Raw genomic sequence first — 24,551 nt, 5'->3', positions numbered from 1 at the left:
CACCTCGCCACGCCGCAAGCATGGGCGCGGTGGTGCGGCACCCTTATGGGGTCCTAGTTGCGATGCCGGGCATGAGCAGTCGGAGAACGCCGTCGACAACGTCGATCGCCGTTTCGGTCGGCCGCGTCAGGCATCGAAACAGGACGTTGTTGGTCAGCATGATTGCAGCCTCGATCGTCGGTGCATCATCGCTGAACACGCCCGCTTGGCGTCCCCGTTCGAGGATCGGTACCACGGCAGATGGAAGGTAGAGGTTTTCCAGAACTGTGGTCACGGTGTTGGGTTGCTGAAACTGCTCGAAGCTCAAGGCGAGCAGCATCCCGGAACTCATGGCACGGTTGTCGATCACGAATTCCCCAACTTCGATCAGAGTGCGGCGCAATGCGATTGCAGGGTCGATGCCGAGGCGCTCGTCGGCTCGACGCAGTCGCAGGACGCGATCGAATTTCGGTTTCAGCGCGGCGACGATGATGTCGACTTTGCTCGGGAACAGCCGTCGAAGGTCGTCGGCTCGGAGGCGTGCGGCCGCCGCGATATCGGCGAGGGTGACGAGAAAGTATCCGTTGTCGACGAACAGAGCTTCCGTTGCGGCGATCACGTCGGCCTCGAGGTCTGGCCGTAGCGCGTCGGAGTCGTCGAAAGGATATTCCGGTTCGGGGTCGGGTGTCTGTCGATCGGAATGCAGTGGATCGATCGCCCACCGCAGGATCGAGGTGGTCGCTGCAGCGATGTCGTCCCCGGAGAAGGACCCGGGAGTCAGCATCTCTCGGAGTGCGAGTCCGTCCAGCAGAGCTCCGAGGACGGTAGAGAGGGAGGTCAGTGACATAGGTTGGCGGACGGACCCGCCCTGAGCTTGAATCGCCTGACCCACCTTGGTGCGCAGGTCTGCATCCAGTCGCTCGAATTCTGGAGTGACGGCCTTGCGGGCCCCGTCGTGGTCCGCAGCCAGCAAGGTGGCGATCAGGCGCCGCCGCATCAGGCCGGAGGTCAGGTCCTCGAACAGGGCGGATACCGGTGCGGCCGCGTCTCGCAGCCCGGCAGGTGGATCGGTGGGTGCAGTGCCGCTGTAATTCACGGTGAGGTTGTCGAGCAGATCCGCCACAAACGCTTCTTTGCCGCCGGAACCTCCGCTACGAGAGTTGCCGGGGTAAGTGTTGTGGAATGTTTGATGCGACAGCCCAGCACCGTCGACTACCGCCGAGATGGACAGCGACCGGGCGAGATCGGTCATGTCCACTTCGCTCAGGAGCCGGTATCCGGCGTGGAGAAATTGCTCACGCGGGACAGGCCTAGGGTTCAACGTCAACCGCCTTCACTGGACTTCACAGCACCTGAATAGATCACGAACTATAGCAATTCAGTGGTCGAGCCCGCACGGTTTAGTTCAGACTACATCCCTGTGTAGACGACACACTCGAATCGACATTCTTCTCGAATTGGTTTGTGTTGCAGAGGGTTCAACGCCCGTGGTCCGATGTACATCGGCCTCAAGGCCGGTATCTCGAGGAGGATCAGATGGTGTTGATCGATCATCGACCCCAAGTGCAGACCCGAGTCGCAGTGCCCAGGACTGTGCGCAACCCCCTCGGCCCGAGGCCGCCCGTCACGCGCACTGCTCTTGCGCCGGGGCGCATCCATGGCCAACGACCAGCGCCGGTCTACGCGTCACCCGGGCTGACCGACCGCGAGGTCGTAGTCCTGAAGGTCTGGTTGGACTGCGACTCCAAAGTCGAAGTCGGTGCGCGCCTCCACATCGCGCTGGGAACCGTCAACACCCACCTGACACGAATTCGGGACAAATACTCCCGCGTCGGTCGGGCTGCACCGACGAAGGCGACACTCGTCGCCCGGGCTCTGCAAGACGGGATAGTGAAACTCGACGACCTCTGAGCGACGAAGGTGATCGGGCGGTCGTTCTGCAACGTCGACGCCGGTTCAGGGGCGGTCCAGTGCGCCTATGGCAGTGCATCTAGCCGGTCCCCGCGCACGTTCGTTTGACCAACTGACTGTCGGAACCACGCCAAACCCCTTGTCGTGAGCGGAAACTCGACCCCCGCTACGAAGTTTCGCTCACCTGGTGCGAAGCACCACTTCCGTCGGGTGTGCGTCGGCAGGAGTATCGATGGCATTGCGCACTGCGAGGGCAACGGTACTGGGCTGCAAGAACTTCGAGCCGTCGTACACCCCACCCTCGTGCGCGACGATCCCCTGTTGCATCTCGGTGTCGATGCGGCCGGGATGCACCGAGGTTACTCGCAACGACGGTTCCTCCAGGCGTAATGCATCACCGAAGGCGCGGAGTGCGAACTTGCTCGCCGCGTAGGCGCCCCAACCCGGGTTGGCGCGAATCCCGGCTCCCGAATTGATCAGGACCACATGGCCTTTGGCGGCGCGCAGTGCAGGAAGCAGCAATCGAGTGAGTTCGACGACGGCGATGACGTTCACCTCGTACTGGCGACGCCAATCCTCCGCCGTCGACTCCTCGACCGTCCCGAGTGCTGCCACTCCGGCGTTGTGCACCAACACGTCCAGAGAATCGATGCTCGACGCGGCCGCCGCTACCGCGTCGGGATCGGTCAACTCCACCGGCCATGGGGTGGACCCGGCCAATTCCGACGCGATGGGCTCCAGCGACTCGGCCGATCGTCCCCCCAACAACACGTGGTGATCCGGAGCGAGCAGTCGAGCGATATGGGCCCCTAGGCCACGGCTTGCTCCGGTCACCAGTGCAGTACGAGTCATGCAATCAGGTTAGCTAGAAGCTCATCCCCGCCTCGGAGGCCCAGGTCTGGGTGGTGTTCGCACCGTCGAGTTCCTCGCGAATGATGTCCGCGTGGCCGGCGTGCTGCGAGATTTCGCGCAGGATGTGCAGCACGGTGAATCGTGCAGTCTGCCAGATTCGTTCAGGTGCCCAAGGTGCTGTCGGGACCGGGACGGACAGGTTCAGATCCAACGTTGCGAGGGCATCGGTGGTGGACCGCGCCACCTCTTCCCATTCGGAGATCAGTCCTGCGACAGTCTCTTCGTCGCCCATCACGTACTCGCCGCCGGCGCTGGCCATGTCGAATTCGGCGGTCTCGTCCAGGTCTGCGATCACCTTCATCCAGTGCCGTTCGTTGCTGACAACGTGGTGCAGCAGCCCGCCCAGGGTGAGCTCGCTGGCGGTCGTTCGGGTGCGTGCCTGCTCGTCGGTGATTCCGCGGACGGTGATGAGAAAGTTGGCGCGCTGTTCGGCGAGCATTTTCACGATGTCGGTGCTTTCGGTGGTCATCTTTTCCTCCTGGTGGCTGGTGAAATTCACACTAGGCCCGATAGCGGTCAGGTTCGGTCCGCAATCCAAACGAGCGGAATTGCGCGTATGGACGCAAACTGTCTGCATGGGCGATCGAGGTTTCACTTCCACGCAGTTGGCGGCACGGGCGGCGTACCTGCTTCGAGGAAACGACCTGGGCACCATGACCAGCGCGGCCCCGAGGCTGTATCCGCACATGTGGAGCTGGGACGCGGCATTCGTCTCCGTCGGGCTGGCACCGCTGAGTGTCGAGCGTGCCGTGGTGGAAATGGACACGCTGCTCTCGGCGCAGTGGAAGAACGGGATGATCCCGCACATCGTCTTCGCCAACGGGGTCGACGGCTACTTTCCCGGTCCAGCGCGGTGGGCCACCGGTACCCTCGCCCCGCAGGCTCCGATGAACCCGCAGACCTCCGGCATCACCCAACCCCCGGTGCACGCGATTGCCGTGCAGCGCATCCTCGATCACTCCAAGCGCCACGGGCGGACCACGCGCGCCGTCGCCGAGGAGTTTCTCGATCGACGCTGGGGCGATCTGGTGCGGTGGCATCGTTGGCTCGCGCAGGCTCGCGACGTCGACGACAACGGACGCATCGCGTTGTTCCACGGCTGGGAGTCGGGTATGGACAACTCGCCGCGCTGGGATTCGGCCTACGCCAATGTTGTTCCCGGAGAGATGGATCCGTACTTCAGGGAGGACAAGGCGGTCATCACCGACGCCTCTCAGCGGCCCAGCAACCTCGAGTACGACCGTTACATCTGGTTGGTGGAGGAGATGAAGCAGGTCGGGTACGACGACGACGCGTTGAAGACCAAAATGAGCTTTGCTGTCGAGGACGTGTTCGTCAGTGCCATCTTCGCGGTGGCATGCGACGTGCTCGCCACCATCGGGGAGGACCATTCGCGTCCGCGCTCCGACGTTCGCGAGTTGCGCTCGTGGGCCGAGAAGTTCCGCAAGGGCGTCGTCGCGACGACGGATTCGCGCTCCGGTGGGGCTCGTGACTTCGATCTGCGCACCGGCCAGTGGATCGGTACCGAGACCATCGCGATGTTCGCGCCGTTGTTGTGCGGTGGTCTGCCCCGCGAGCAGGAGCGCAATCTGTTGCGAATCTTCGAGGGCACACGATTCTGCGGCCATCCGGATCTTCGGTACGCCGTCCCGCCCTCGACGTCGCCGGTGTCGAAGGACTTCCGCGCCCGCGAATATTGGCGCGGGCCGGTGTGGCCGGTGATGACGTGGTTGTTCTCGTGGGCGTTCGCGCGTCGCGGTTGGTCCGAGCGGTCACTGTCCCTGCGGGACGAGGGATTGCGTCAGGCCAGCGACGGTAGCTTCGCCGAATACTACGAGCCGTTCACCGGAAAGCCGCTCGGCAGCATGCAGCAATCCTGGACGGCCGCGGCGGTGCTGGACTGGCTGGGATAGGGCAAGAGATCAGCTGAGGTAGCTGTCCACCAACGGGCCGACGACGTCGAACGAGGTGGCGTCGGGCACGAGGTACTTGGCGACCGTGCCGCACACGAAGGGATGCCATGCGGAACCGGAGTCGGTTCCCACGGACGAGACGGCGAGGATGTCGCCGAAGTAGATGCCGGGCAGGTGCCGCTGCACGAGCTCGTCGTTGTGCGAGGCGACGGCCAGCAACTCCTCGACGTGACTGCGATCGATCTCGTCGCCCATGGACGCGAGGAGATCCGCTCCCTCGGCGCGGGCGCGGACCGGGTCGCTGTCGAGCAGCGTCAGCGCTCCCACGGTGACGCCGCGGCTCTGTAGTTCGACGGCGATGGCGTGGGCGAGAACTCCGCCGAACGACATCCCCAGGAGGTGGACTGCACCGGCGGGCTGGACACGAACGATGTCGTCGGCGTAGGAGGCGGCCAATGCCGCGAGGGACTCGGAGCGTTCACCGGACGCCGGTACCTGGACGCCGTAGATGGGCCGGGCGTCGTCGACGTGAGTGGCCAGACCTGCGTAGCAATCGACCAGACCTACCAGCGGGTGGACGCAGAACACGGGATCGAGATGGCCGGTGGTTCGGATCGGCGCAATGGTGGGTACCGCATAGTTCGACGGGTCGAGTTCCGTGAGGGCCAGATGGGGAAGATCGTTCACGACAGTCATGGGTGCGCCTCCGAGCCAAGAGATGTAGTTCGTGTTTCCATAGGGTTTGTTCGTGCCGACTCTGGGTATGTCGCCGTCGGCAGCGTGAGTGTTACCCACGTCTCATTACCGACGACTCAACCACGTCTGTGAACAGAGCGCATTAGTGACTGTTCACCATTGAGTGCCCAGGTCCGGGCCCCTAGCCTCAGCCCGGTGGTCTTCTCTCGCACAGTTCGTGCCCTCTTCGGAATCCTGTCGGTCGGCGTCATCACGTGTGCCGTGCCTGCGGTCGCCTCTGCCGTTCCGCAGGGACCGGACGTCTCGTCGTGGCAACACATCGACGGCACTGCCATCGATTGGCACACCGTCAAAGCCGCAGGCCACGGGTTCGCGATGGTCAAGGCGACCGAGGGTCTCGACTACGTCAACCCGTACTTCGTCGAGGACTCGATCGTCATGCGTACGGCCTCCGTGGCGCGCGGGGCGTACCACTACGCCGATGTGACTCTCTCCCCGGAACTGCAGGGCGCGTACTACTCCGCACTGGTGCTGGGCATCAACGGCCCGGGCGATCTGCCGCCGGTACTCGACCTCGAAGACGCCAAAGGCAAGTCTCCTGCCGAGCTGATCGACTGGACGCACCGCTACCTGAACACCGTTCAGACGCTGACCGGACGTCAGCCGTTCATCTACACGTATCCCAACTTCTGGCGGACGGCGATGGCCGACACCCACGAGTTCAACAACTACCCGCTGTGGATCGCCGACTACAACGACGAGCTGGGGCCCTTACCCGGCGGCTGGACCGAATGGCTGTTCTGGCAGTTCACCGACCGCGGCACGATCCCCGGAATCGACGGGCGCACCGACGTCAATCACTACGCCGGCACACCGGAATCGTTGAGGGCATTGGCTCGCTGGTAAGTCGCTCGACCTGCATGTCCCACAGCCACACCAGTAGGGCGAGGACGGCGAATCCGGCTCCGGCGACGCAGACGCCCGTCCACTCGAAGTGTTCCCAGGCCAGTGTGCCGACGGCAGAGCCGGCTGATGCGCCCACGAAGTACGTCGTCATGTATACGGAGTTGATGCGGGCGCGAGCGGCCGGATCGAGGGCGTAGACGACATTTTGATTGCTCACGTGCACGCCCTGCAACGCCAGGTCGACGAGCACGAACGAGATCACGAACACCACCCAGTACTGCCCGCCGAGGGCGAACAGTGGCCATACCGCGATCAGCAGGACGGCGCAGGTACCGCTGGCCCACTGGACCAGTCCGCGGTCTGCAAGTCTGCCTGCGACCGAGGCCATCAGAGCGCCTGCTACGCCGGTCAGTCCGATCAGACCGATCTGTGCGGCACTGAATCCGAACCGGTCACCGGAGAGCAACAGCGTCATGCTGGCGAACACGGTGCTCACCGACGCGAAGGCCAGGCCGCCGAGCAGAGCGCGCGTGCGCAGCCGCGCGTGGGTGCGCACCAGCCGACCCATGGAGAACAGCGCCGAGCCATAGGTGACGTCCGCCGTGGCGGTGCGACGCGGCAGTACCCGCCACAGTCCGGCAGCGGAGATGAGCATCAGCACCGCGGCGAGCCGGTAGACGCCCTGCCAGCCGGTGACCGAGGACAGCAGTCCCGAGATGCTGCGGGCCAGCAGGATTCCCGTCAGCAGTCCGCCCATCACGATGCCGACGATGCGTCCGGACTGTTCCGGGTGGGCCATCGATGCGGCGAACGGCACGATCACTTGCGCGGCGACCGAGAACAATCCGGCGATTGCGGTGCCGACCAGTAGCCACGACAGTCCCGGTGCGAAGCCGGTGACAGCCTGACCTGTTGCTGCGAGAACCATGAGGCCGACGCTGAGTTTCCGACGGTCCACCACATCGCCGAGAGGAACGAGCAGCAGCAGCCCCAGCGCGTACGAGATCTGTGCGACGGTCACCGAGACCGCGGCGGCCGATTCCGAGACACCGAACTCGGTGGCGATGAGATCGAGCAGTGGCTGGTTGAGGTAGTTACCGCCGGCGGAGAGTCCGGTGGCGACGGCCATCAGCGCAACGACGGGCGTGCTCACCCCGGTGCGCGAGGTAGTTGCTGTGTTCACACAACAAGAATTCACGCATCCGATCGTGCTGTCCAAACCCATCCCGGTCGGAACAGCGCTGAGTGAAGGAGGGCGACGTGCCACTCTTGACATGTCGAAATTGGAATCTAAGCTCCCGGTATGTCGCTCCCGCACGCACTGCTCGGCCTTCTCGCCATCGAGTCGCGTAGCGGATACGACCTCACCGAAGCCCTGAGCGCAGAAGGAATAGGCAAACATGCCTGGACAGCCGGGCACACCAGCATCTATCCGGAGCTGAACCGCCTCGACGCTGCCGGTCACATCGAGGTGATCGAACGTGGAGCGCGGGGCAGGCGGACGTACTCCATCACCGAGGCCGGACGAGACGAACTCAGGCGGTGGCTGGTCGAGACCCCGATTCGCCCGGCTGTTGTGCGGAACGAAAATATCCTTCGGCTGTTCCTGCTGTCGGCACTCGAGCCCGAGGATGCGATCGACGTGCTGACGCGGATTCTCGAGCATGCGGAGTCGGAGGCGGCCGAGCTCCGCCGTGTACGGGAACCGAACCGCGATCTCGTCCCCGAAGGGCCCTCGGCGTTCGGGCATATCGCCGCGGAGTACGGAATCCGCGCAGACGACGCTCTGGCCGACTGGGCCCGCTGGGCGATCGACCATTTCCAGCGCACCATCGACGGAGGTAAGTGAATGGAACCGCAGCCGTTCGTACTCACGACGCCCGACGCACTACGTCAATGCCACGATTCGTTCGACGTCTATCGGGCACCGAACAACGCACCCGGTGACGATGCACTTCGGCCCGCAGTCGTCTTCGTTCACGGCGGTCCGCGTCCGCCGGGCGTCGAATGGCGACCGCGAGATCAACCGGTCTTCGTCGGGTACGGATCCATCGCCGCAGCAGCAGGGGTCGTCGGTGTCGTACTCGAACATCACATGGCTTCGTTGGCCGAGTGTGCTGCAGCTGCCGATGAGATCGCCATCGGACTCGACGAGGTTCGACAACTCCCCGGAGTGGATCCGAATCGAGTTGCGCTGTGGTTCTTTTCCGGGAGCGGGTTGCTCGCTGCCGACTGGCTGAGAGACTCTCCGGCGTGGCTGACCTGCCTCGCGTTGACATACCCGGTGCTACAAACGCTCCCTGAATGGGGCGTCGAGCCGCGATTCGATCCCACTCTTGCCGTATCGGATTCGGGCGAACTGCCGATTCTGCTCACGCGCGTGGGTCGCGATCGTCCTGAATTCGCCGCGGGGGTACACGCTTTTGTCGAGGCAGCCCACGGTGCGAACCTCGAGATCATCGACGTACCAGACGGACGACACGGATTCGACATGCTCGATCACACCGACGAAGCACGCAGTGCGGTCACTCGAGCAATGACCTGGGTTCTCGCTCACGTGCGGTGATCGCTAGCTCAGCGACCGCTCCAGTGTCGGCCACGATGCCCTCAGTGCGTCCTGCCAGTACTGCCACGAATGAGTCCCGGCCGCAGGGAAATTCGTGGTGACGGGGATGCCCAGTTCGCCGAGTCGGTTCACCAGATTGTGAGCACAGGCGTTGGCTCCGGCCTCGATGAGACCACCGAGCACCACCTGGTCGGCCAGCGGCGGCGAACCGGCCGGGCGGACGTTGCCGGGCACCTCGTAGGGCCCGGGCAGCCCGCTGGCATTGGAGACGAACAGATCGAGTCCGCGGAGTTTCTCGGCGTTGACGAGTGGGTCGTGTTCCACCCAACGCGGATCACCGTCGGGTCCCCACATGTTGTCGGTGTTGCCGCCACCGCGCAGCTGTACCAACGCACGAATGAAGCTGCGAGTCACCGGATCACTGGTCTGCGCGCATCCGCTGTACGACGCCACGCCTCGGTACAGTCCGGGAGCCTGGATCGCGAGATCGAGCACCGATCCCGCCGACATCGAGAGCCCACCGATGGAATTGACGCCGTTGGCCCCCAACGCCTCGTCGAGCACCGGCGGTAGCTCGTGGGTGAGAAACGTCTGCCACTTGTTGCGACCGAGCTTCGGGTCGTCGCGCTCCCAATCGGTGTAATAGCTCAGGTACCCACCGACGGGCATGGCGACGTTGACGTTCTTGTCCGCGAAGAAGTCCACGATGTCGGTCTTGGCCAACCAGTTGGCACCGTCGACACCTGCGCCGGCGCCGTTGAGCATGTACAGCGTCGGCCGCGGCACCGACGAGTCGGCGGGCCGGATCACCTGAATCTTGATGTCGGCGTTCATCGACGGCGAGTAGACGAGCACATCCCAACGGACGTCGTCGATCTTGTCGATTCCTCGGACGGTTCCCACCGGCCCTCGGTCCTGCTCGGCCGCAGGTGTCACCGGATCTGCCGTTGCTACCGCGGGCAGGCCGAACAGCAATCCGACTGCCAGTGTCATCACCGCGAGGCGGCGGACGGTGGCCGTCGGGAATGGAGCTTTCATCGATTCGTCATTTCTTTCTTCTCGGTGGAGCGAAGTTCGTGGGCGATCCGCGGACCGATGGCAGCGAGCGTGGCGGGTGCGCACATCTGCCAGTGCGTGGCCTGTGCGGAAACGACCGTGGTGGAGCCCGCGACATGCGGATACCACTGTCCGACGCCGTCACCGTCGTCCAGTCCGGCCGCGACGTACAGGACATCACCCGGATAGACGCTCGGTCGATGTCGTTGCAGCAGTGAGTGATTGTGCTTCGCTGCGCCGATGAGTCGCTCGATGTCGGCGCGGCCGAGGATGCCACCGGTGTCGACGGAGTCGAGCAGTTCGCCTGCAGTGTCGAGAGAGACGACCTGACCGTCGGGCACCGCGAGATCGAGCCCGAGCCCCGACATCAGGTCCGCCACCGGAATCGTCTCGGCCCACTCGCCCCGATCTCCGTGGTGGGCATCGAGCAGCGTCAGCGAGGCCACGGTTCGGCCGGACGCGGCGAGCTGCGCCGCCATCTCGTGCGCGATGACGCCGCCCAGCGACCACCCGAGTAGGTGCACCGGGCCATCGGGTGCAACGCGGATGACCTCGTCGAGGTAGCGAGAAGCCAACTGCGCCAGCGTGGTCGGTAGTTCCTTCGGTGTCGGAGTTTGCAGACCGTACAGCGGATTGTCGATGTAGCTTCCCAATCCGGCGTAGCACCAGGACAATCCGAGGATCGGATGGACACCGAACATCGGAGCACCCTCGCCGGACTCCCGAAGCGGTAGCAGTACGGCCAGCTCCTCGGCGTCGACCGAATCGGACGAGATCCGCTCGGCGACTGCCGTCACCGATGCATCCATCAATAGCGACTGCATGCCGATGTCGTAGGAGCGCGTTCGAAGCTCGCCGATGACGCGCATCGCGGACAGTGAGCTGCCCCCGAGGTCGAAGAAGTTGTCGTCCAGTCCTATTCGTCGTGTCTCCAACACGGACTCGAAGGCCTCGACCACCGCGATCTCGGCCGCCGTCCGGGCGGGCCGGTAGCCGGTGGTACCGAACACCGGTGCCGGGAGCGCGGCGACATCGAGCTTCCCGGTTCCGGTGCGAGGAATCTGGTCGATGACCGTCACGGCAGATGGCACCATGTGCGCGGGCAGCAGTCGTCGCGCATGCTCGCGCACGGCCTCGGGTGCCGCGGTGCCGGTGACGTACGAGACCAATGTCTGCTCCCCCGCGGGGCCCGGCACTGCGAGCGTCACCGCGACATCGACGTCGGTGTGCGTGGTCAGCGCCGCGTCGATCTCTCCCGGTTCGATGCGGAAGCCGCGAACCTTCACCTGCTGATCGGCGCGGCCGCTGTAGAGCAGTCGACCGTCGGCGGTGCGCCGCACCACGTCGCCGGTGCGGTACATCCGCGTTCCCGGGTCGAGTGGGTCGGCAACGAATCGTGTTGCGGTCAACCTGGATCGGCGATGGTAGCCGCGCGCCACAGCGGGCCCGGCGACGTACAGTTCTCCGCGCACTCCGGCCGGCACGGGACGCAAACGCGCGTCGAGCACCATCGCGCGTAGCCCGTGCAGCGGTCGGCCCAGCGTGATCGGCTCGCCGGGGCGAACCTCACCGAGCGTCGAGATGTCGGTGGCCTCGGTGGGCCCGTACCCGTTGAGCAGCAGCCGCCCTGGGCTCCACTTGGCCACCAGTTCGGCGCTGCACGCCTCACCACCGACGCACAGCACTTCGAGGCACCCGAGTCCCTCCGGATCGAGGGTCGACAGCGCCGAGGGCGTCATCAACGCATGGGTGATCTGCTCGTCGCGGATGAATGTGGCCAGCTCCGCGCCACCCAGAATTGCGGGCGGGGAGACGACGAGCGTCGCGGCGGCAGACAGTGCCGAGATCATCTCGCCGACGGCCATGTCGAAGCTCGGAGAAGTGTTGTGCAGGAACCGAGACGACGGTTCGATGCGATGCAGCTCCCTGCGGGACGCGGCCAGATTCGCCAGTCCCCGGTGGCTCACCACGACGCCCTTCGGTCGGCCGGTGGAGCCGGAGGTGTAGATGACGTACGCGGCGGTGGAGGCTGACACCGGGCCGAACAGTTCGGCTGCTCCGATGGCCGACGCGGGTGCCAGGTCGAGCTCGGCGATCGTCGCGGGATCGTCGAGTTCCACCCACGGCACCTCCGACGGCAGGCCGCGTCGGGCCGTCGACGACGTCAATCCGAGCACGGCGCCGGAATCGGCGACCATGTGCGCGATGCGCTCAGCAGGATAGGCGGGATCGACCGGTAGGTACGCCGCGCCGGTTCGCGTGACGGCCCAGGTGCACAGAACCGATTCCGCCGATCGCGGGAGGGCGACGGCCACCACGGTCTCGGGACCGACCCCGTACCCCAGCAGAACGCGAGCCAACCGATTCGCGTACGCGTCCGCCTCGCGGTATGTGTAGTCGATCCCGTTCCAGCGCAGGGCAACTGCATCGGGTCGAGCAGCCACGGCATCGTCGATCAGCTGACCGAGGGTGCGGGCCGGGACGTCGACCGGGCCGATGAGCACGGCGTCTTGGCACGGGGCGAGATCTCCGATCGGTGCCGACGGATCGGCCAGTGCCGCGTCGAGCAGAGCGGTGAACTCGTCCGCGAATCGCCCAACAGTGGCCTCGTCGAACAGATCGGTTGCGTAGCGCAGCGATCCGCCCAGCCGGTCGGAATCGGTGACGGTCAATGCCAGATCGAAGCGAGTGACCTCCGATTCGTACGGGAACGTCGTGATCTCGAGACCGGGCAGCTGCATGTCTTTCGGCCGCTCGGTCTCCAGAGCGATCAAGGCCTGGAACAGCGGGGAATGCGCGGTCGAGCGAGCCGGTGCCACCGCCTCGACCACTCGCTCGAACGGAACGTCGGAGTGTTCCATCGCGGCCAGATCGACGGTGCGGGTCTGCGCAACGAGTTCGGTGAACGATCGACTCGGGTCGACGTCGAGACGCAACACGAGGGTGTTGACGAACATGCCGACGACGTCGTCCAGTGCCCCCGATCCGCGGCCCGACACCGGGGTGCCGACGGGGATGTCGTTGCTTCCGGTCAGCCGGGCCAACAGCGCACCGTACGCCGCGTGCAGCACCATGAACACCGAGGATCCGGTGGACCTGGCGAGTGAGCGCACGCCCGCAGTGGTCTGCTCGGGGAACGAGAATCGCACGGCGCGTCCACGTTTGGATGCCACCGCCGGCCGGGGTCGGTCGGTCGGAAGTTCGAGCACGGCGGGCAGGTCGGCCAATGTCTGCGTCCAGTACCGAATCTGTTGTGCCAGCACCGAAGTAGGGTCCTCGGCGCTGCCCAATGCCTGTCGCTGCCACACCGCAAAGTCGGCATACTGCACCGGAAGCGGAGTCCACTGCGGTGGAGTGCCGTGGGACCGCGCCCCGTAGGCCAGTGCGACATCGCGTGCCAAGGGAGTCATCGACAGACCGTCGGCGCTGATGTGGTGCACGACGAGGACGAGTACGTGCGCGCTCGGTGCGGTCCGGAGCAACACACCGCGCAACGGCACACCGTCGGTGACGTCGAATCCGCGGCCGATCACCGCAGCCACTCGGGCCAGCATCTCGCTGTCGTCGACGTCCACCGGGCACAGGTCGAGTGCCACGTTCCGGGCGATCACCTGTGCGGGATCCCCGTCGACCACCGGGAAGTAGGTTCGCAACGACTCGTGTCGGGCCAGCACATCGTCGACGGCGAGTTGCAACGCCTCGTGGTCGACGGTGCCGTTCAACTGCACTGCAAAGGCGATGTTGTACGCCGCCGACGTCGGATCGAACCGATTGAGCAACCACATTCGCATCTGCGCGAACGACAGTGGGACGACCGACGGCCGCGGACCGGCGACCAGACGCGGCAACGCTGAGCGCTCGGCGGAGTCGACCGCCACGGCCAACGACCGCACCGTCGTCGACTCGAACAGCGCGCGGACCGGCAGCGCGGTTCCTGCGGCGTCGTTGATGTGCGCGATCACCCGGGTGGCCGAGAGCGACGTACCGCCGAGGGCGAAGAAGTCGTCCCCGGCACCGACGGATGGCCCATCGAGGACCACGGCGAAGGCGTCGGCGACGATGCGCTCGGTGGCAGTCGCGGGCTCGACGAACACCCGTGTCGAGACAGTCGGTGCCGGCAGTGCCGCCCGGTCGATCTTTCCCGGGCCGGTCCGCGGCAGAGCCTCCAGAATCATGATCACCTGCGGCACCATGTGAGTGGGCAGGAAGCGGCGCGAGTGTTGTCGAATCAGCTCGGGGTCCAGCACCCGACCGACCGCGGGGACGACGTATCCGACCACCTGCGAACCGATCACGGCACTCACCGATTGCGCGACGCCGTCGTAGGTGGCCAGTACCGCGTCTATCTCGCCGAGTTCGATCCGGAATCCGCGGACCTTCACCTGAGCGTCGCGCCGTCCGATGTACACGTAACGACCCTTGTCCTGCCGAATCAGGTCGCCGGTGCGATACAGCCTCCGGCCGCGGTGGTCGGCGACGAAACGTGTTGCTGTGAGCCCGAATCGGCGGTGGTAGCCGCGTGCCAGGCCGTCTCCGGCGAGGTAGAGCTCCCCGATGGTTCCGGTGGGCACCGGATGCATGCGGTCGTCGAGAATCACCGATTCGACGCCTCGAACCGTGCTCCCGATCGACACTGGAGCCCCTGGCTCGAGCGGTCCGTCGATCGTGGCGAAGATGGTGGTTTCGGTGGGTCCGTACCCGTTGAACATCCGCAGGCGTGCGGACCACGCGTCCGCGAGAGCTGGTGGGCAGGCCTCGCCGCCGACGACGATCGTGGTTGTCTCCGAAACATCGGAGGGGTCAACGGTGGCCAATGCAGCAGGGGTCACGAAGGCGTGAGTGACGCGTTGCAACGCTGCAGCGAGTTCGACCCCACCGAATACGTCGGCGTCGGCGATCACCATCGTCGATCCGGCACCGACGGCCAACAACAGTTCCAGCACCGAGGCATCGAAACTCGGTGATGCGAAATGCAGAGTGCGTGAGGAGTTGTCGAGTTCGAAGCGATCGACGAGGTCGGCCACCAGATTCACCAGTCCGCGGTGCGAGACGACGACCCCCTTCGGTTGCCCGGTGGTGCCCGAGGTGTAGATCATGTAGGCGGGATGATCCGATCGGAGCATCTCGGTTCGGTCCAGGTCGCCCACTGGCGTGCAGTCCGAGTCGACGTCGGCCACATCGTCGATGGACATCCAGGTGGGTCCGTTCGGCAGAGATCCGAGATGCCGATCGTCCGTGATCCCCAGTACCACAGCGGAATCTGCGAGCATGTACGCGAGGCGCTCCGCTGGATAGGTGGGGTCGATCGGAACGAACGCGGCGCCGGTCTTGGCCACGGCCCAGGTTGCGAGTATCGAGGACAGGCCGCGACGCAGTGCGACTGCCACGTACTGCTCCGGTCCGACGCCGCGTCGAATCAGCCTGCGCGACAGCACGGTCGCCGCGTCGTCGAGCTCGGAGTAGGTCCACCGGACTCCCCCGGCCTCGAGGGCGAGAGCGCTGCCGCCTGCACTCATGACGGCCCCCGCCAGCAGATCCGGCAGGGTGCGGTGAGCCAGCGCGGGTGCGCCCTGCAGCCGCGGTGGCTCGTCGGCGAAGAGAACCGGAATGTCTCCGACCGGGAGATCGGGATCCGCGAGCGCCGTCGTGAGGATCGTGCGATACCGCTCGGCTATCCTGGCCACGGTGTCGGCATCGAATACATCCGTGGCATAGACGAACTCGATCGATGCGGTCGCAGGTGACGACCAGGAGGCTGCGTCCGATGAAAACGAGACGGTGACGTGCAGGTCGAACTTGGCCGCCACGTACGCGGTATCGAGGGGGCGAACCGACAGGTTCGGCAGCTCCACCGCCGGTGGCGACGCATCCTCGATCGACAGCATCACCTGGAACAGCGGGTGATACGCCGTCGAACGTGGGGGTTGGAGGATCTCGACCAGTCGCTCGAAGGGGATGTCGGCGTTGGCGTAGGCGTCGAGATCACGCTCGCGCACCGCGCCCAGGACGTCGGTGAACGTGTCGGACGGCTCGATCTGCGAGCGCAACACCAGAGTTCCGACGAACATTCCGACGAGGTCGTCCAGTTCGCGTTGCCCGCGGCCGGCCACCGGATTGCCGATGGTGATATCGCGGGCACCCGAAATGCGGGAGAGTGCCACGGCGAGTGCCGCGTGCGCGATCATGAACCGTGTCGTTCCGGTGCGTTCGGCCATCGAGGTCATTGCTGCGACGGTGCCCGGTTCCAGATCGATCGACAGTCGGCCCCCGCGATGGGACGCCACCGGGGGGTGGGGCCGATCGGTCGGCAACGCGAGTCGCTCGGGCACACCCTCCAGTGCGGCAGTCCAGTATCGGATCTGTTGGGACGCAATCGAATCGGGATCGTCCTCGGCACCGAGACGGCCCAGGGTCCACAGCGCGTAATCGGCGTACTGCACCGGCAGCGGCGTCCATTGCGGGGCGTGGCCGGCGGCACGGGATCCGTAGGCGATCATGACATCGCGAGCCAGTGGGTTCATCGACCACCCGTCGGCGGCGATGTGGTGCGCTACCACCACGAGTACGTGGTCCGCGGGCGACACTTCGAGTACCGCCACACGCAGCGGCGGAGCAACGGTCACGTCGAATCCTTGCGCTGCAACTGCGTACAGGGCTCCGTCGAACAGCGGCTCGGTGGTCCGGGCGACGGTGACGTCCGGGTACTGCGAGGTGACGACCTGTTGGGGTCCGTCCGGGCCGTCGGGGTAGACGGTACGCAGAATTTCGTGATGTCCGACGACGTCGATCAGACCGGTGCGCAGTGCGTCGACGTCGAGGGCGCCGACGACGCGGAAGGCGGCCGCGATGTTGTACGCCCCGGACGACGGATCGAATCGGTTGAGTAGCCACATCCGGTGCTGGGCCGGCGACAACGGAATCCGGTCCGGTCGAGGTCCGACGACGATGCCGTGGCTGCCGACGCCACGGCCCAGACGGGTCGTAAGCAGACGGACGGTCGGGGCCTCGAACAGGTCTCGGACGCCGAGGTCGGAGTCGAGTTCCGCATTGATCCGCGCGATCACCTGGGTGGCGGTGAGCGAATCGCCACCGAGGGCGAACCACGACCGGGTGACACTCACGCGTTCGGTGTCGAGCACGTCGGAAAAGATCTGTGCCACTGCCTCTTCGGACACTCCCGACGGTGCCACGACACTCTCGGGCGAGACCAGTGGGTCCGGAAGTGCAGTGCGGTCGAGCTTTCCGGTGATACCGAGTGGCATTGCATCGAGCACAACGATGTTCGACGGCACCATGTAGTCGGGGAGGGTGCGCTCGGCGTGCGCCGCCACGGCGTCGGTGTCCGCGGTGCCCACGATGTAGGCGACGAGGCGGTCCGAGTGCACGACGGCAACGGCCGAGTGCACACCGTCGACCGCGAGCAGGGCCGATTCGACCTCGCCGAGCTCGAGACGCTGGCCACGGATCTTGACTTGGAAGTCGTTGCGGCCCAGATATTGCAGAGATCCGTCCTCGGACCACCGAACGAGGTCGCCGGTGCGGTACAGCCGGCGTCCCGAGTCTGCGGCGACGAAGCGGGCGGCCGTCAGGTCCGGCCGCGCGGCGTAACCGCGGGCCAGCTGTACTCCGCCCAGATAGAGCTCGCCGGTGACGCCCACAGGCACGGGTGTCAACAGTGAATTCAGAACGTGGACAGTGGTGTTCCAGACCGGTGCGCCGATCGGGACAGGGCCTCGTTCGCCGGCTCGGGTGCGATGGTAGGTGACATCGACGGCAGCCTCGGTCGGTCCGTAGAGATTGTGCAGCTCGGCGTCGATTGCCCCGTGGTATCGGTCGACGATGGCCCGGGGCAACGCCTCACCGCTGGCGAATACCTGCCGCAGGGAGGTGCACTGCTCGGGAGTGCCGTACGTGAGAAACAACTCCAGCATGGAGGGTACGAAATGTGTTGTTGTGACGCCGTGTTCGTGTATCAGACCCGACAGATACATCGGGTCGCGATGGCCGTCGGGTTCGGCGATGACCGTCGTGGCACCGACGAGAAGCGGCCAGAACAATTCCCATACCGAGACATCGAACGTGGCCGGAGTTTTGTGCAGCACTACGTCGTGGGACGTCAGCGGATACTCGTGCTGCATCCACAGCAGCCGGTTGACGATCGCGCGGTGGGAGACCGTGACGCCCTTGGGCTTTCCTGTCGAGCCGGAGGTGAACAGAACGTACGCTGCGTGGTCCGGCCGTAGCTGGGGCAGCGGATCGAGGGGCGCGGTGCTGAAGCCGCTCAGATCCAGTGACTCGAGGTCGACCACGTCGACCGGAACATCCACCAGCGCACCGAGAATCAGCGATGGTGACGCGGTGGTGATCAGGTGCTCGATGCGGGTGCGCGGCATCGACGGGTCGATGGGCAGGTAGGCACCGCCTGCGGCCACGACAGCGTGAACCGCGACGAGCTGATCGAGCGAGCGCGCCATCGCCACACCCACCACGTCGTCGGGTCCGATTCCGATACTGCGTAGGTAGCGAGCCAAGCACCGCACCCGGGCCCAGAAGTTCGCGTACGTCAGGCTCTTCCCCTCGAACACCGCTGCGGTCTCGGCAGCGTGTTCGTCCCCCGCGGCAGCGAGCAGGTCGACGAGGGTGAGCGCGGCCACCGGGTGCTCGGTGCGATTCCAGGCTGCTCGACGCGCATGCTCGTTCTCGGAGAGCAGGTCGAGTTGCGCTACCGGGCGCCGTGGATCGCCGGTGAGTCCGTTCAGGGCCCGGCGGAAGCGCTCGACGATCGACGCCGCTCGAGACGGATCGATGGTTCCGGCAGCATATTTCAGCGTCATGCGCACCGTCGGCTCGAGGACGGTGATCAGCGTCAGGGGATAGTGGGTGGCGTCGGTGACGTGCAGGTCACGCACCCGAAGCCCGGCGATGTCGGTGTTTCGATCGAGTGCCGAACGGTCCACTGGGTAGGACTCGAAGACCGTCAGCGTGTCGAATCCGGCGCCGGCACCCACTCGCGAGCGGACCTCGGGCAACCCCACGTGATGACTGTCCAGCAGGTCCACGCTCTGGGCCTGTACTCGGGTGAGCAGTGTTGCGACGGTGTCGTCTCGGTGCACACGAACCCGGACCGGGAGGGTGTTGATGAACAGCCCGAGCGTGTCCTCGACGCCGGTCAGATCGGCGGGCCTACCCGAGACGGTCGCACCGAACACTACGTCGTCGCGCCCGAGCTCGGCGGCGAGCACCAGAGCCCACGCTGCCTGCACGACGGTGTTGACGGTGACCGAGAGGTCCCGAGCGGCGGCTTCGAGGGCAATCACGGAGGCGTCGGCCAGGGGCACCGCCAGCTCGGCGGGTATCTCATGGTCCGCTTTGTGGCCGGGAGCGAGCAGTGACGGTTCTTCGACCCCCGCCAAGGCATCGGCCCACCTGTCCAGTGCACCGGTGTGATCGCGCTCGTCGAGCCATTTCACGTAGTCCCGGTACGTCCTGGCCGGAATCGGAATGGGACCGTCGGCGGCATAGAGCACCAGCAGTTCCTTGACGAAGATCGGCATCGACCAGCCGTCGAACAAGATGTGGTGGTTGGTGACCACGAGGGACGCGCCGTCCTCGGTGTTGACCAGTACGAACCGCAGCAACGGTGGTGCGTCCAGGTCGAATCGCGTGGTGCGTTCGGCATGGGCAATGGTGGGCACTTCGGTGGTCTCGGCATCGATTGTGCGCCAGGGTAGTTCGGGATCGGTGAGGACCAGCGCCGCCGCGGTTCCTCGGTTGTCACGAACGAAGGCCGTGCGCAGGCTGTCGTGGCGGGCGAGCAGTCTGCGTGCCGCGCGCTGCAGTCGTGCCCCGTCGATCTCGCCCGCGAGCTCGAACACCAGCTGGGCGGTGTAGACGTCGACGTGCCCGCGGGTGAGCTCGGAGTGGAACATCAGTCCGTGCTGAAGCGGGGCCAGTGGCCAGATGTCGTCGAGTGCGCCGTGAGCGCCCTCCCATCGATCTATCTGGTTCTGATCGACATTCACCAGCGACACATCGCTCGGCGTCAGTCCACCCGCATCCGGTGCGGATGCATGCTCGGCCAGGCGGGCAAGCGCTGCCGTCCATCGATCGGCCAGCCTGTCGACCTCCGCGCGGTCGAGCACCCCACGGGGGAACGCGAACGTGGCCTGCAACCGATCGTTGAGGACCACCGCATTGATGTCGAGTGCGACCGTGACCGGCAGCCGATCACCACTCCCCGACCCGATGTCCATCGACGCGTCCGGGATCCAGCCCCGCCCGCGCAAGGCGTCGGGAATGTCGGTGGCGATGCGTCCCAGATAGTTGAAACCGATCTGCGGAGAATGGCTTTCGGCGAGGACGGCGCTGGTGTCGTCGTTCAGGTGCCGCAGTAAGCCGAACCCCGAGCCCGCTCCCGGTATCGCGCGGATCTGCTCCTTGATGCGCTTGACGGAATCGGAGGCCGACACGTCACCGGCCAGGACACGCTCGGTATCGATACCGTCCAGGCACAGGCGTACCGGATGGGAGGAGGTGAACCAGCCGACCGTTCGAGACAGATCGGCACCGGGTACCAGATCCTCGTCGCGGCCGTGACTTTCGACCGACACCAGGAACGACGATGGACGTTCGGACCAGACGGCCAGCGCCAATGCGGTGAGAAGGACATCGTCGACGGTGCCGCGGTAGGCGCGCGTGAGCGGCCCGATCAGTGCCTCGGTGACCCCCGCGGTGAGCTCTACCGAGACCTGATCGCGGGTGGCACCGACGTCGATCGAAGGATCGAGTGGACGTCGACCGATGAGATCGTGCGGACCGTCGAGAAGCGCTGTCCAGCTAGCCAATTCCGACTGTACCTGCAAAGCGACGTCATTCAACCCATGGGCCCACCGGCGCATCGAGGTGGCCACCGGTTGCAGCTGCACCGCGGCCTTCGACTGCACCTGATGCCACGCTGCGGCCAGGTCGGGAACCAGAATGCGCCACGACACGCCATCGATCACGAGGTGATGCGCGATGACGATGATGCGACCGATGCCATGGGTGTCGATGATCTCGGGGTGGCCGGTGTCGGGTGCCACCCAGACCACCTGCAGCACGACGCCCGCACGCGGTCGAAGGCGCGCAGCGAACACCCGAGCGGATTCGACCAGCACAGAGGTGAACTCGCGACTACCCGGCCTGCTGGTGGTGGACACGCGGGTGACGACAGTATCGAGATCCACACTGCCGGTCGGCCGGATCGTCAGGCCGTCGTCGGTCAGTATCGAGCGCAGTGCGTCGTGATGGTCGAGTATCGCGGCGACGGTCCGGCGTAGACCGTCCAGTTCGAGATCTGCAGGCGCGGTGAGTACGACGGTCTGGTGGAACGCGTCCATGCCGTCGGGCCGGGTCAGCGACCGAACCGTCTGATTCATGATGGGGGTCAACGGCATATCGCCGACGCCTCCGCCCGGCAACTCGTCGAGTGTCACCTGATGCGCTACGTCCGAAGCGACCTCGGCCAACCCGGCGACGGTACGACGCTCGAAGACGTCACGAGCAGTGATCACCACTCCGAGCGACTTCACGCGAGCCACCAGCTGGATGGCGATGATGCTGTCTCCGCCGAGTGCGAAGAACGATTCGTCCACACCCACCGAGTCTCGCTGCAACACAACGGCCATGGCGTCGGCAAGAATTCTCTCGACCGGCGTCGACGGGGCGCGGTAGGCCGTGGCGTCGGAGTCGAAGGTGGGCTGTGGGAGTGCGGATCGGTCTACTTTGCCGGTCGGGGTCAGGGGTATGGCGTCGAGTTCGACGAACACCCCGGGCACCATGTGAGTGGGCAGGGATCGAGAAGCGAAGGCACGCAGCGCCGTGTGATCGAGAGCGTCTGCCGGTTTGACGTACGACACCAGGATCGATGCCTCGCCGCGACGGTGCACCACCGACACCGCGAAGTCGACGGCCTCGAACTGCGATAGGACTGCATCGATTTCGCCGAGTTCGACGCGTTGGCCGTGGATCTGAACCTGGAAGTCGCTGCGGCCGACGAACTCGAGCCCGGCGGAGTCCAGCGGACCGGTCCACCGCACGATGTCTCCGGTGCGGTAGAGACGCCGTCCGTGACCGAAGGGGTCGGCAACGAAGCGCGCGGCCGACAGCCCGGTTCTGTGGTGGTAGCCGCGGGCGATGCCGGGGCCGCCGAGGTAGAGCTCTCCCGCCGATCCCGGCGGCACGGGCTGCAGCCGGCGATCCAGCACGACTGCGTGTGAGCCCTGGACGGGACGGCCGATCGTGATGGCGCGGGGATCGGTCTGCGGCTGTGTCATCGTCACGACGATGGTGGTCTCGGTGGGTCCGTAGCTGTTGAACAGCAATGCTTTCGTGCCGAACCGATCGACCAGGTCCGGCGGCATCACGTCTCCGCCGACGACAACGGCGTCGAGGTCGTCGAGCTCGGTGGCGTCGACGGTGGTGAGCAGCGCTGGTGCGCAGATGATGTGGGTGACGCGATGGTCACGAAGGAAATGAGTCAGTTCCGCACCGCCGATCACGGTGGGCGGGGCGACGATCATCGTTGCTCCCGCACTGAATGCCTGGGTCATCTCGAACAGGGACGCGTCGAAACTGGACGACGAGAAGCGCAGTAGTCGTGACGAGGTATTCACGCGCAGTTCTGGCCTGGCGTCCGAGGCGAACGTCGCCAAGCCGGCATGGGTGACCAGAACACCTTTCGGAGTGCCGGTGGACCCGGAGGTGTAGATCATGTACGCGGCGTGGTCCTCGAGGAGGGTCGCGCGTCGATGCGCGTCGGTGATCGGCGCAGTCGATCTGCCCGCGCATTCCGCTCGAAAGTCTTCGTCCTCGAGGTCGAGCCAGCCCACTCGCTGCGGAAGCTGCTGCGAGAGCGCGTGTTCGCTGATCCCGATGGCTACCGCGGAGTCGACGAGCATGTGGGTGATGCGCTCGGGAGGGTAGCCGGGATCGATCGGAACGAACGTGGCACCGGACGCAGCGACGGCCCACAGCGCGACGATGGAGGCGATCCCGCGAGGTAGTGCGACGGCGACCCCGGTGCCCGGCCCGGCTCCGCGCGCGATCAGGGCACGTGCGATCGCGTTGGCGCGTTCGTCGAGTTCGCGGTAGGTCAGCTTTTCGGCACCGAACTCGACTGCGATGTTGCCGGCCGCAGCATCCACGCCCCGGCGCAGCAGGTCTGGAAAGAGTGCGGGCACAACTGCATCGGGCCCGACGAGCGGGACGAGGGTCGATCGCTCGGCGGCGTCGAGTACATCGAGTTCGAGAATCCGTGTGTCGGAGTCGGCCGTGAGGAAGCGCTCGAACAATGTCAGGAAGCGACGATGCAGGTCCGAGAACTGTTCGGCTCCGTAGATGTTGGGGTTGCCCTCGAACTCCAAACGGGAGCGTGTTCCGTCCGAGGCCGGGTAGATGTTGATCGAGAGATCCTCCACCGGTCCGGTGGAGAGCACGTTGAACTCGCCGGTGAGCGGGCCGAACGTCACCTCGGTCTCGTAAGCCATGATGTTGATCGCCGGGCCGAAGAATCCGCGAGTCTCACTGCCTGCGCCGGCATCGCGGCGGATGTCCTCGGCTCGATAGCGCTGGTGTCGCAGCGCACCGGTCAGTTCCAACTGCACGTCTTCGACCAACGCCGACAGCGTGCACTGCGGGCCGATGCGTACCCGGACGGGCAGCACGTTGGAGACCATGCCACCGGAACGTCGCAGCAGGGCCGTCGTGCGGCCGGCAACCGGCAGGCTCAGCACCACGTCGTCGGTGCCTGTCATGCGAGCCAGAAAGGTCGCCACGGCGGCGATGGCGAGCGGAGCGAAGGCGGAGTCGAGTCGGTTCGAGGCGTTGTCCAGTACCCGCTCGATCGTCTCCGGGAGGTACCCGCCGCGCACGTATGCCCTGGCCGCGGGCGGTGCGAGAGCGCCGGTGATGGACGGCGGCGGGGGCAGATCGGTCGTCTTGCTCTGCCAGTACCGACGATCCTTGGCGAAGCGGGGGGACTGCCGATACTGCGCCTCGGCGGCGTAGACCTCCCCGAGCGAGCCCGCCCGGGACGGTGCGGGATCGCGGCCCTCGCTGACGTCGGTGTAGATCGACGCGACGCGACGCATGAACTGAACTGCGCCGTAACCGTCGAGCACGATGTGATGGACGTGGGAGTACCAGAACGTGCGGTCGTCGGAGATGCGGAGCATCGCGCCCTTGATCAGGCGACCGTTCGTCAGATCGACAGCGGTGCCGTACGAGGTACGCATCCACTCGCGCGCCGCATTCTCCGGATCGGATTCTTGCCGAAAATCCACTGTCTCCGAATCGTCGCCTTGCTCGACGTCGATGTACTGGTGGGGTTCTCCGTCCTTCTCGAGCAAACGCAGAGATCCGACTCCGAACTCGCGCGCCGTGCGTCGGCAGGCATAACGCATCAGATCGAGATCGACGGCACCGCGAATATCGAGGTAATTGGCGATGGTGATCGGAACAGTACTCAACAAATGTTGAGCAAACCATAAACCGCGTTGGGCGGCGGTGAGAGGAAAAGGTCGGGTGTCTTCTGTGGACGTCCGATCCAGTTCTTCTTCCCGAATCGTCAGTGA

At 65.5% G+C, this 24,551-nt stretch carries 12 protein-coding genes; 5 read left to right on the top strand and 7 right to left on the bottom strand.

The annotated features are described in order from the left end of the window. Positions 1–43: 43 nt before the first annotated feature. Positions 44–1,231 (bottom strand): TetR family transcriptional regulator, encoded by a 1,188-nt coding sequence (locus tag BH93_RS00550; protein WP_155291032.1) that lies wholly within the window; start codon positions 1,229–1,231, stop codon positions 44–46. A gap of 284 nt (positions 1,232–1,515) precedes the next feature. Here BH93_RS00550 and BH93_RS00545 point away from each other — a divergent pair, with 284 nt between their 5' ends. Next, the gene (locus BH93_RS00545) at positions 1,516–1,890 is read left to right on the top strand and encodes a helix-turn-helix transcriptional regulator (protein WP_155291033.1); all 375 of its coding nucleotides are present in this window, start codon (positions 1,516–1,518) and stop codon (positions 1,888–1,890) included. 180 nt (positions 1,891–2,070) lie between these two features. Here the strand turns inward: BH93_RS00545 and BH93_RS00540 are convergent, their stop codons facing one another. Next, positions 2,071–2,742 (bottom strand): SDR family oxidoreductase, encoded by a 672-nt coding sequence (locus BH93_RS00540; RefSeq protein ID WP_037175000.1) that lies wholly within the window; start codon positions 2,740–2,742, stop codon positions 2,071–2,073. Positions 2,743–2,755: 13 nt separating this feature from the next. Next, positions 2,756–3,271: a DinB family protein gene (locus BH93_RS00535; RefSeq protein ID WP_032402798.1), complete on the bottom strand. Its 516-nt coding sequence runs from the start codon at positions 3,269–3,271 to the stop codon at positions 2,756–2,758. A 106-nt stretch (positions 3,272–3,377) separates the two neighbouring features. Between BH93_RS00535 and ggh the strand changes: the two genes are divergently transcribed. Then, positions 3,378–4,715 (top strand): glucosylglycerate hydrolase, encoded by a 1,338-nt coding sequence (gene ggh, locus BH93_RS00530; RefSeq protein WP_037175002.1) that lies wholly within the window; start codon positions 3,378–3,380, stop codon positions 4,713–4,715. 9 nt (positions 4,716–4,724) lie between these two features. On the opposite strand, the gene BH93_RS00525 is transcribed toward ggh, so the two are convergent. After that, on the bottom strand, positions 4,725–5,411 hold the full coding sequence (locus BH93_RS00525) for a thioesterase domain-containing protein (RefSeq protein WP_037175222.1): 687 nt from the start codon (positions 5,409–5,411) through the stop codon (positions 4,725–4,727). Between the two features lie 231 nt (positions 5,412–5,642). On the opposite strand from BH93_RS00525, the gene BH93_RS00520 reads away from it, so the two are divergent. Further along, positions 5,643–6,317, top strand: a complete 675-nt coding sequence (locus BH93_RS00520) for a glycoside hydrolase family 25 protein (protein WP_052065347.1) — start codon at positions 5,643–5,645, stop codon at positions 6,315–6,317. On the opposite strand, the gene BH93_RS00515 is transcribed toward BH93_RS00520, so the two are convergent. Then, positions 6,265–7,542 carry an MFS transporter gene (locus BH93_RS00515; protein WP_052065288.1) on the bottom strand — a complete coding sequence of 426 codons (1,278 nt, stop codon included), beginning with the start codon at positions 7,540–7,542 and terminating at the stop codon, positions 6,265–6,267. The genes BH93_RS00520 and BH93_RS00515 overlap by 53 nt on opposite strands. A 78-nt stretch (positions 7,543–7,620) precedes the next feature. Here BH93_RS00515 and BH93_RS00510 point away from each other — a divergent pair, with 78 nt between their 5' ends. Further along, positions 7,621–8,166, top strand: a complete 546-nt coding sequence (locus BH93_RS00510; protein ID WP_037175005.1) for a PadR family transcriptional regulator — start codon at positions 7,621–7,623, stop codon at positions 8,164–8,166. Then, entirely contained in the window at positions 8,167–8,883 is a 717-nt protein-coding gene (locus tag BH93_RS00505; protein WP_037175006.1) for a hypothetical protein, read from the top strand. A gap of 3 nt (positions 8,884–8,886) precedes the next feature. On the opposite strand, the gene BH93_RS00500 is transcribed toward BH93_RS00505, so the two are convergent. Together BH93_RS00500 and BH93_RS00495 are read right to left on the bottom strand one after the other, a co-directional pair. Then, positions 8,887–9,921, bottom strand: a complete 1,035-nt coding sequence (locus tag BH93_RS00500; protein ID WP_155291034.1) for an alpha/beta hydrolase — start codon at positions 9,919–9,921, stop codon at positions 8,887–8,889. Then, positions 9,918–24,446 carry a non-ribosomal peptide synthetase gene (locus BH93_RS00495; protein ID WP_242459083.1) on the bottom strand — a complete coding sequence of 4,843 codons (14,529 nt, stop codon included), beginning with the start codon at positions 24,444–24,446 and terminating at the stop codon, positions 9,918–9,920. The genes BH93_RS00500 and BH93_RS00495 overlap by 4 nt, the downstream gene beginning before the upstream one ends. Between the last annotated feature and the right edge of the window lie 105 nt (positions 24,447–24,551).

This window comes from Rhodococcoides fascians A25f, assembly GCF_000760935.2.
Taxonomy (GTDB): domain Bacteria; phylum Actinomycetota; class Actinomycetes; order Mycobacteriales; family Mycobacteriaceae; genus Rhodococcoides.
The sequence above is the reverse complement of the archived record's forward strand: the minus strand, read 5'-3'. Positions and strand labels throughout refer to the sequence as shown.

Bases quoted from the DNA above. Each gene is read 5' to 3' on its own strand.
- BH93_RS00500 (WP_155291034.1), bottom strand. From the start codon at position 9,921: ATGAAAGCTCCATTCCCGACGGCCACCGTCCGCCGCCTCGCGGTGATG.
- BH93_RS00545 (WP_155291033.1), top strand. From the start codon at position 1,516: ATGGTGTTGATCGATCATCGACCCCAAGTGCAGACCCGAGTCGCAGTG.
- BH93_RS00525 (WP_037175222.1), bottom strand. From the start codon at position 5,411: ATGACTGTCGTGAACGATCTTCCCCATCTGGCCCTCACGGAACTCGAC.
- BH93_RS00535 (WP_032402798.1), bottom strand. From the start codon at position 3,271: ATGACCACCGAAAGCACCGACATCGTGAAAATGCTCGCCGAACAGCGC.
- BH93_RS00540 (WP_037175000.1), bottom strand. From the start codon at position 2,742: ATGACTCGTACTGCACTGGTGACCGGAGCAAGCCGTGGCCTAGGGGCC.
- BH93_RS00550 (WP_155291032.1), bottom strand. From the start codon at position 1,231: ATGACCGATCTCGCCCGGTCGCTGTCCATCTCGGCGGTAGTCGACGGT.
- BH93_RS00505 (WP_037175006.1), top strand. From the start codon at position 8,167: ATGGAACCGCAGCCGTTCGTACTCACGACGCCCGACGCACTACGTCAA.
- ggh (WP_037175002.1), top strand. From the start codon at position 3,378: ATGGGCGATCGAGGTTTCACTTCCACGCAGTTGGCGGCACGGGCGGCG.
- BH93_RS00515 (WP_052065288.1), bottom strand. From the start codon at position 7,542: ATGGGTTTGGACAGCACGATCGGATGCGTGAATTCTTGTTGTGTGAAC.
- BH93_RS00510 (WP_037175005.1), top strand. From the start codon at position 7,621: ATGTCGCTCCCGCACGCACTGCTCGGCCTTCTCGCCATCGAGTCGCGT.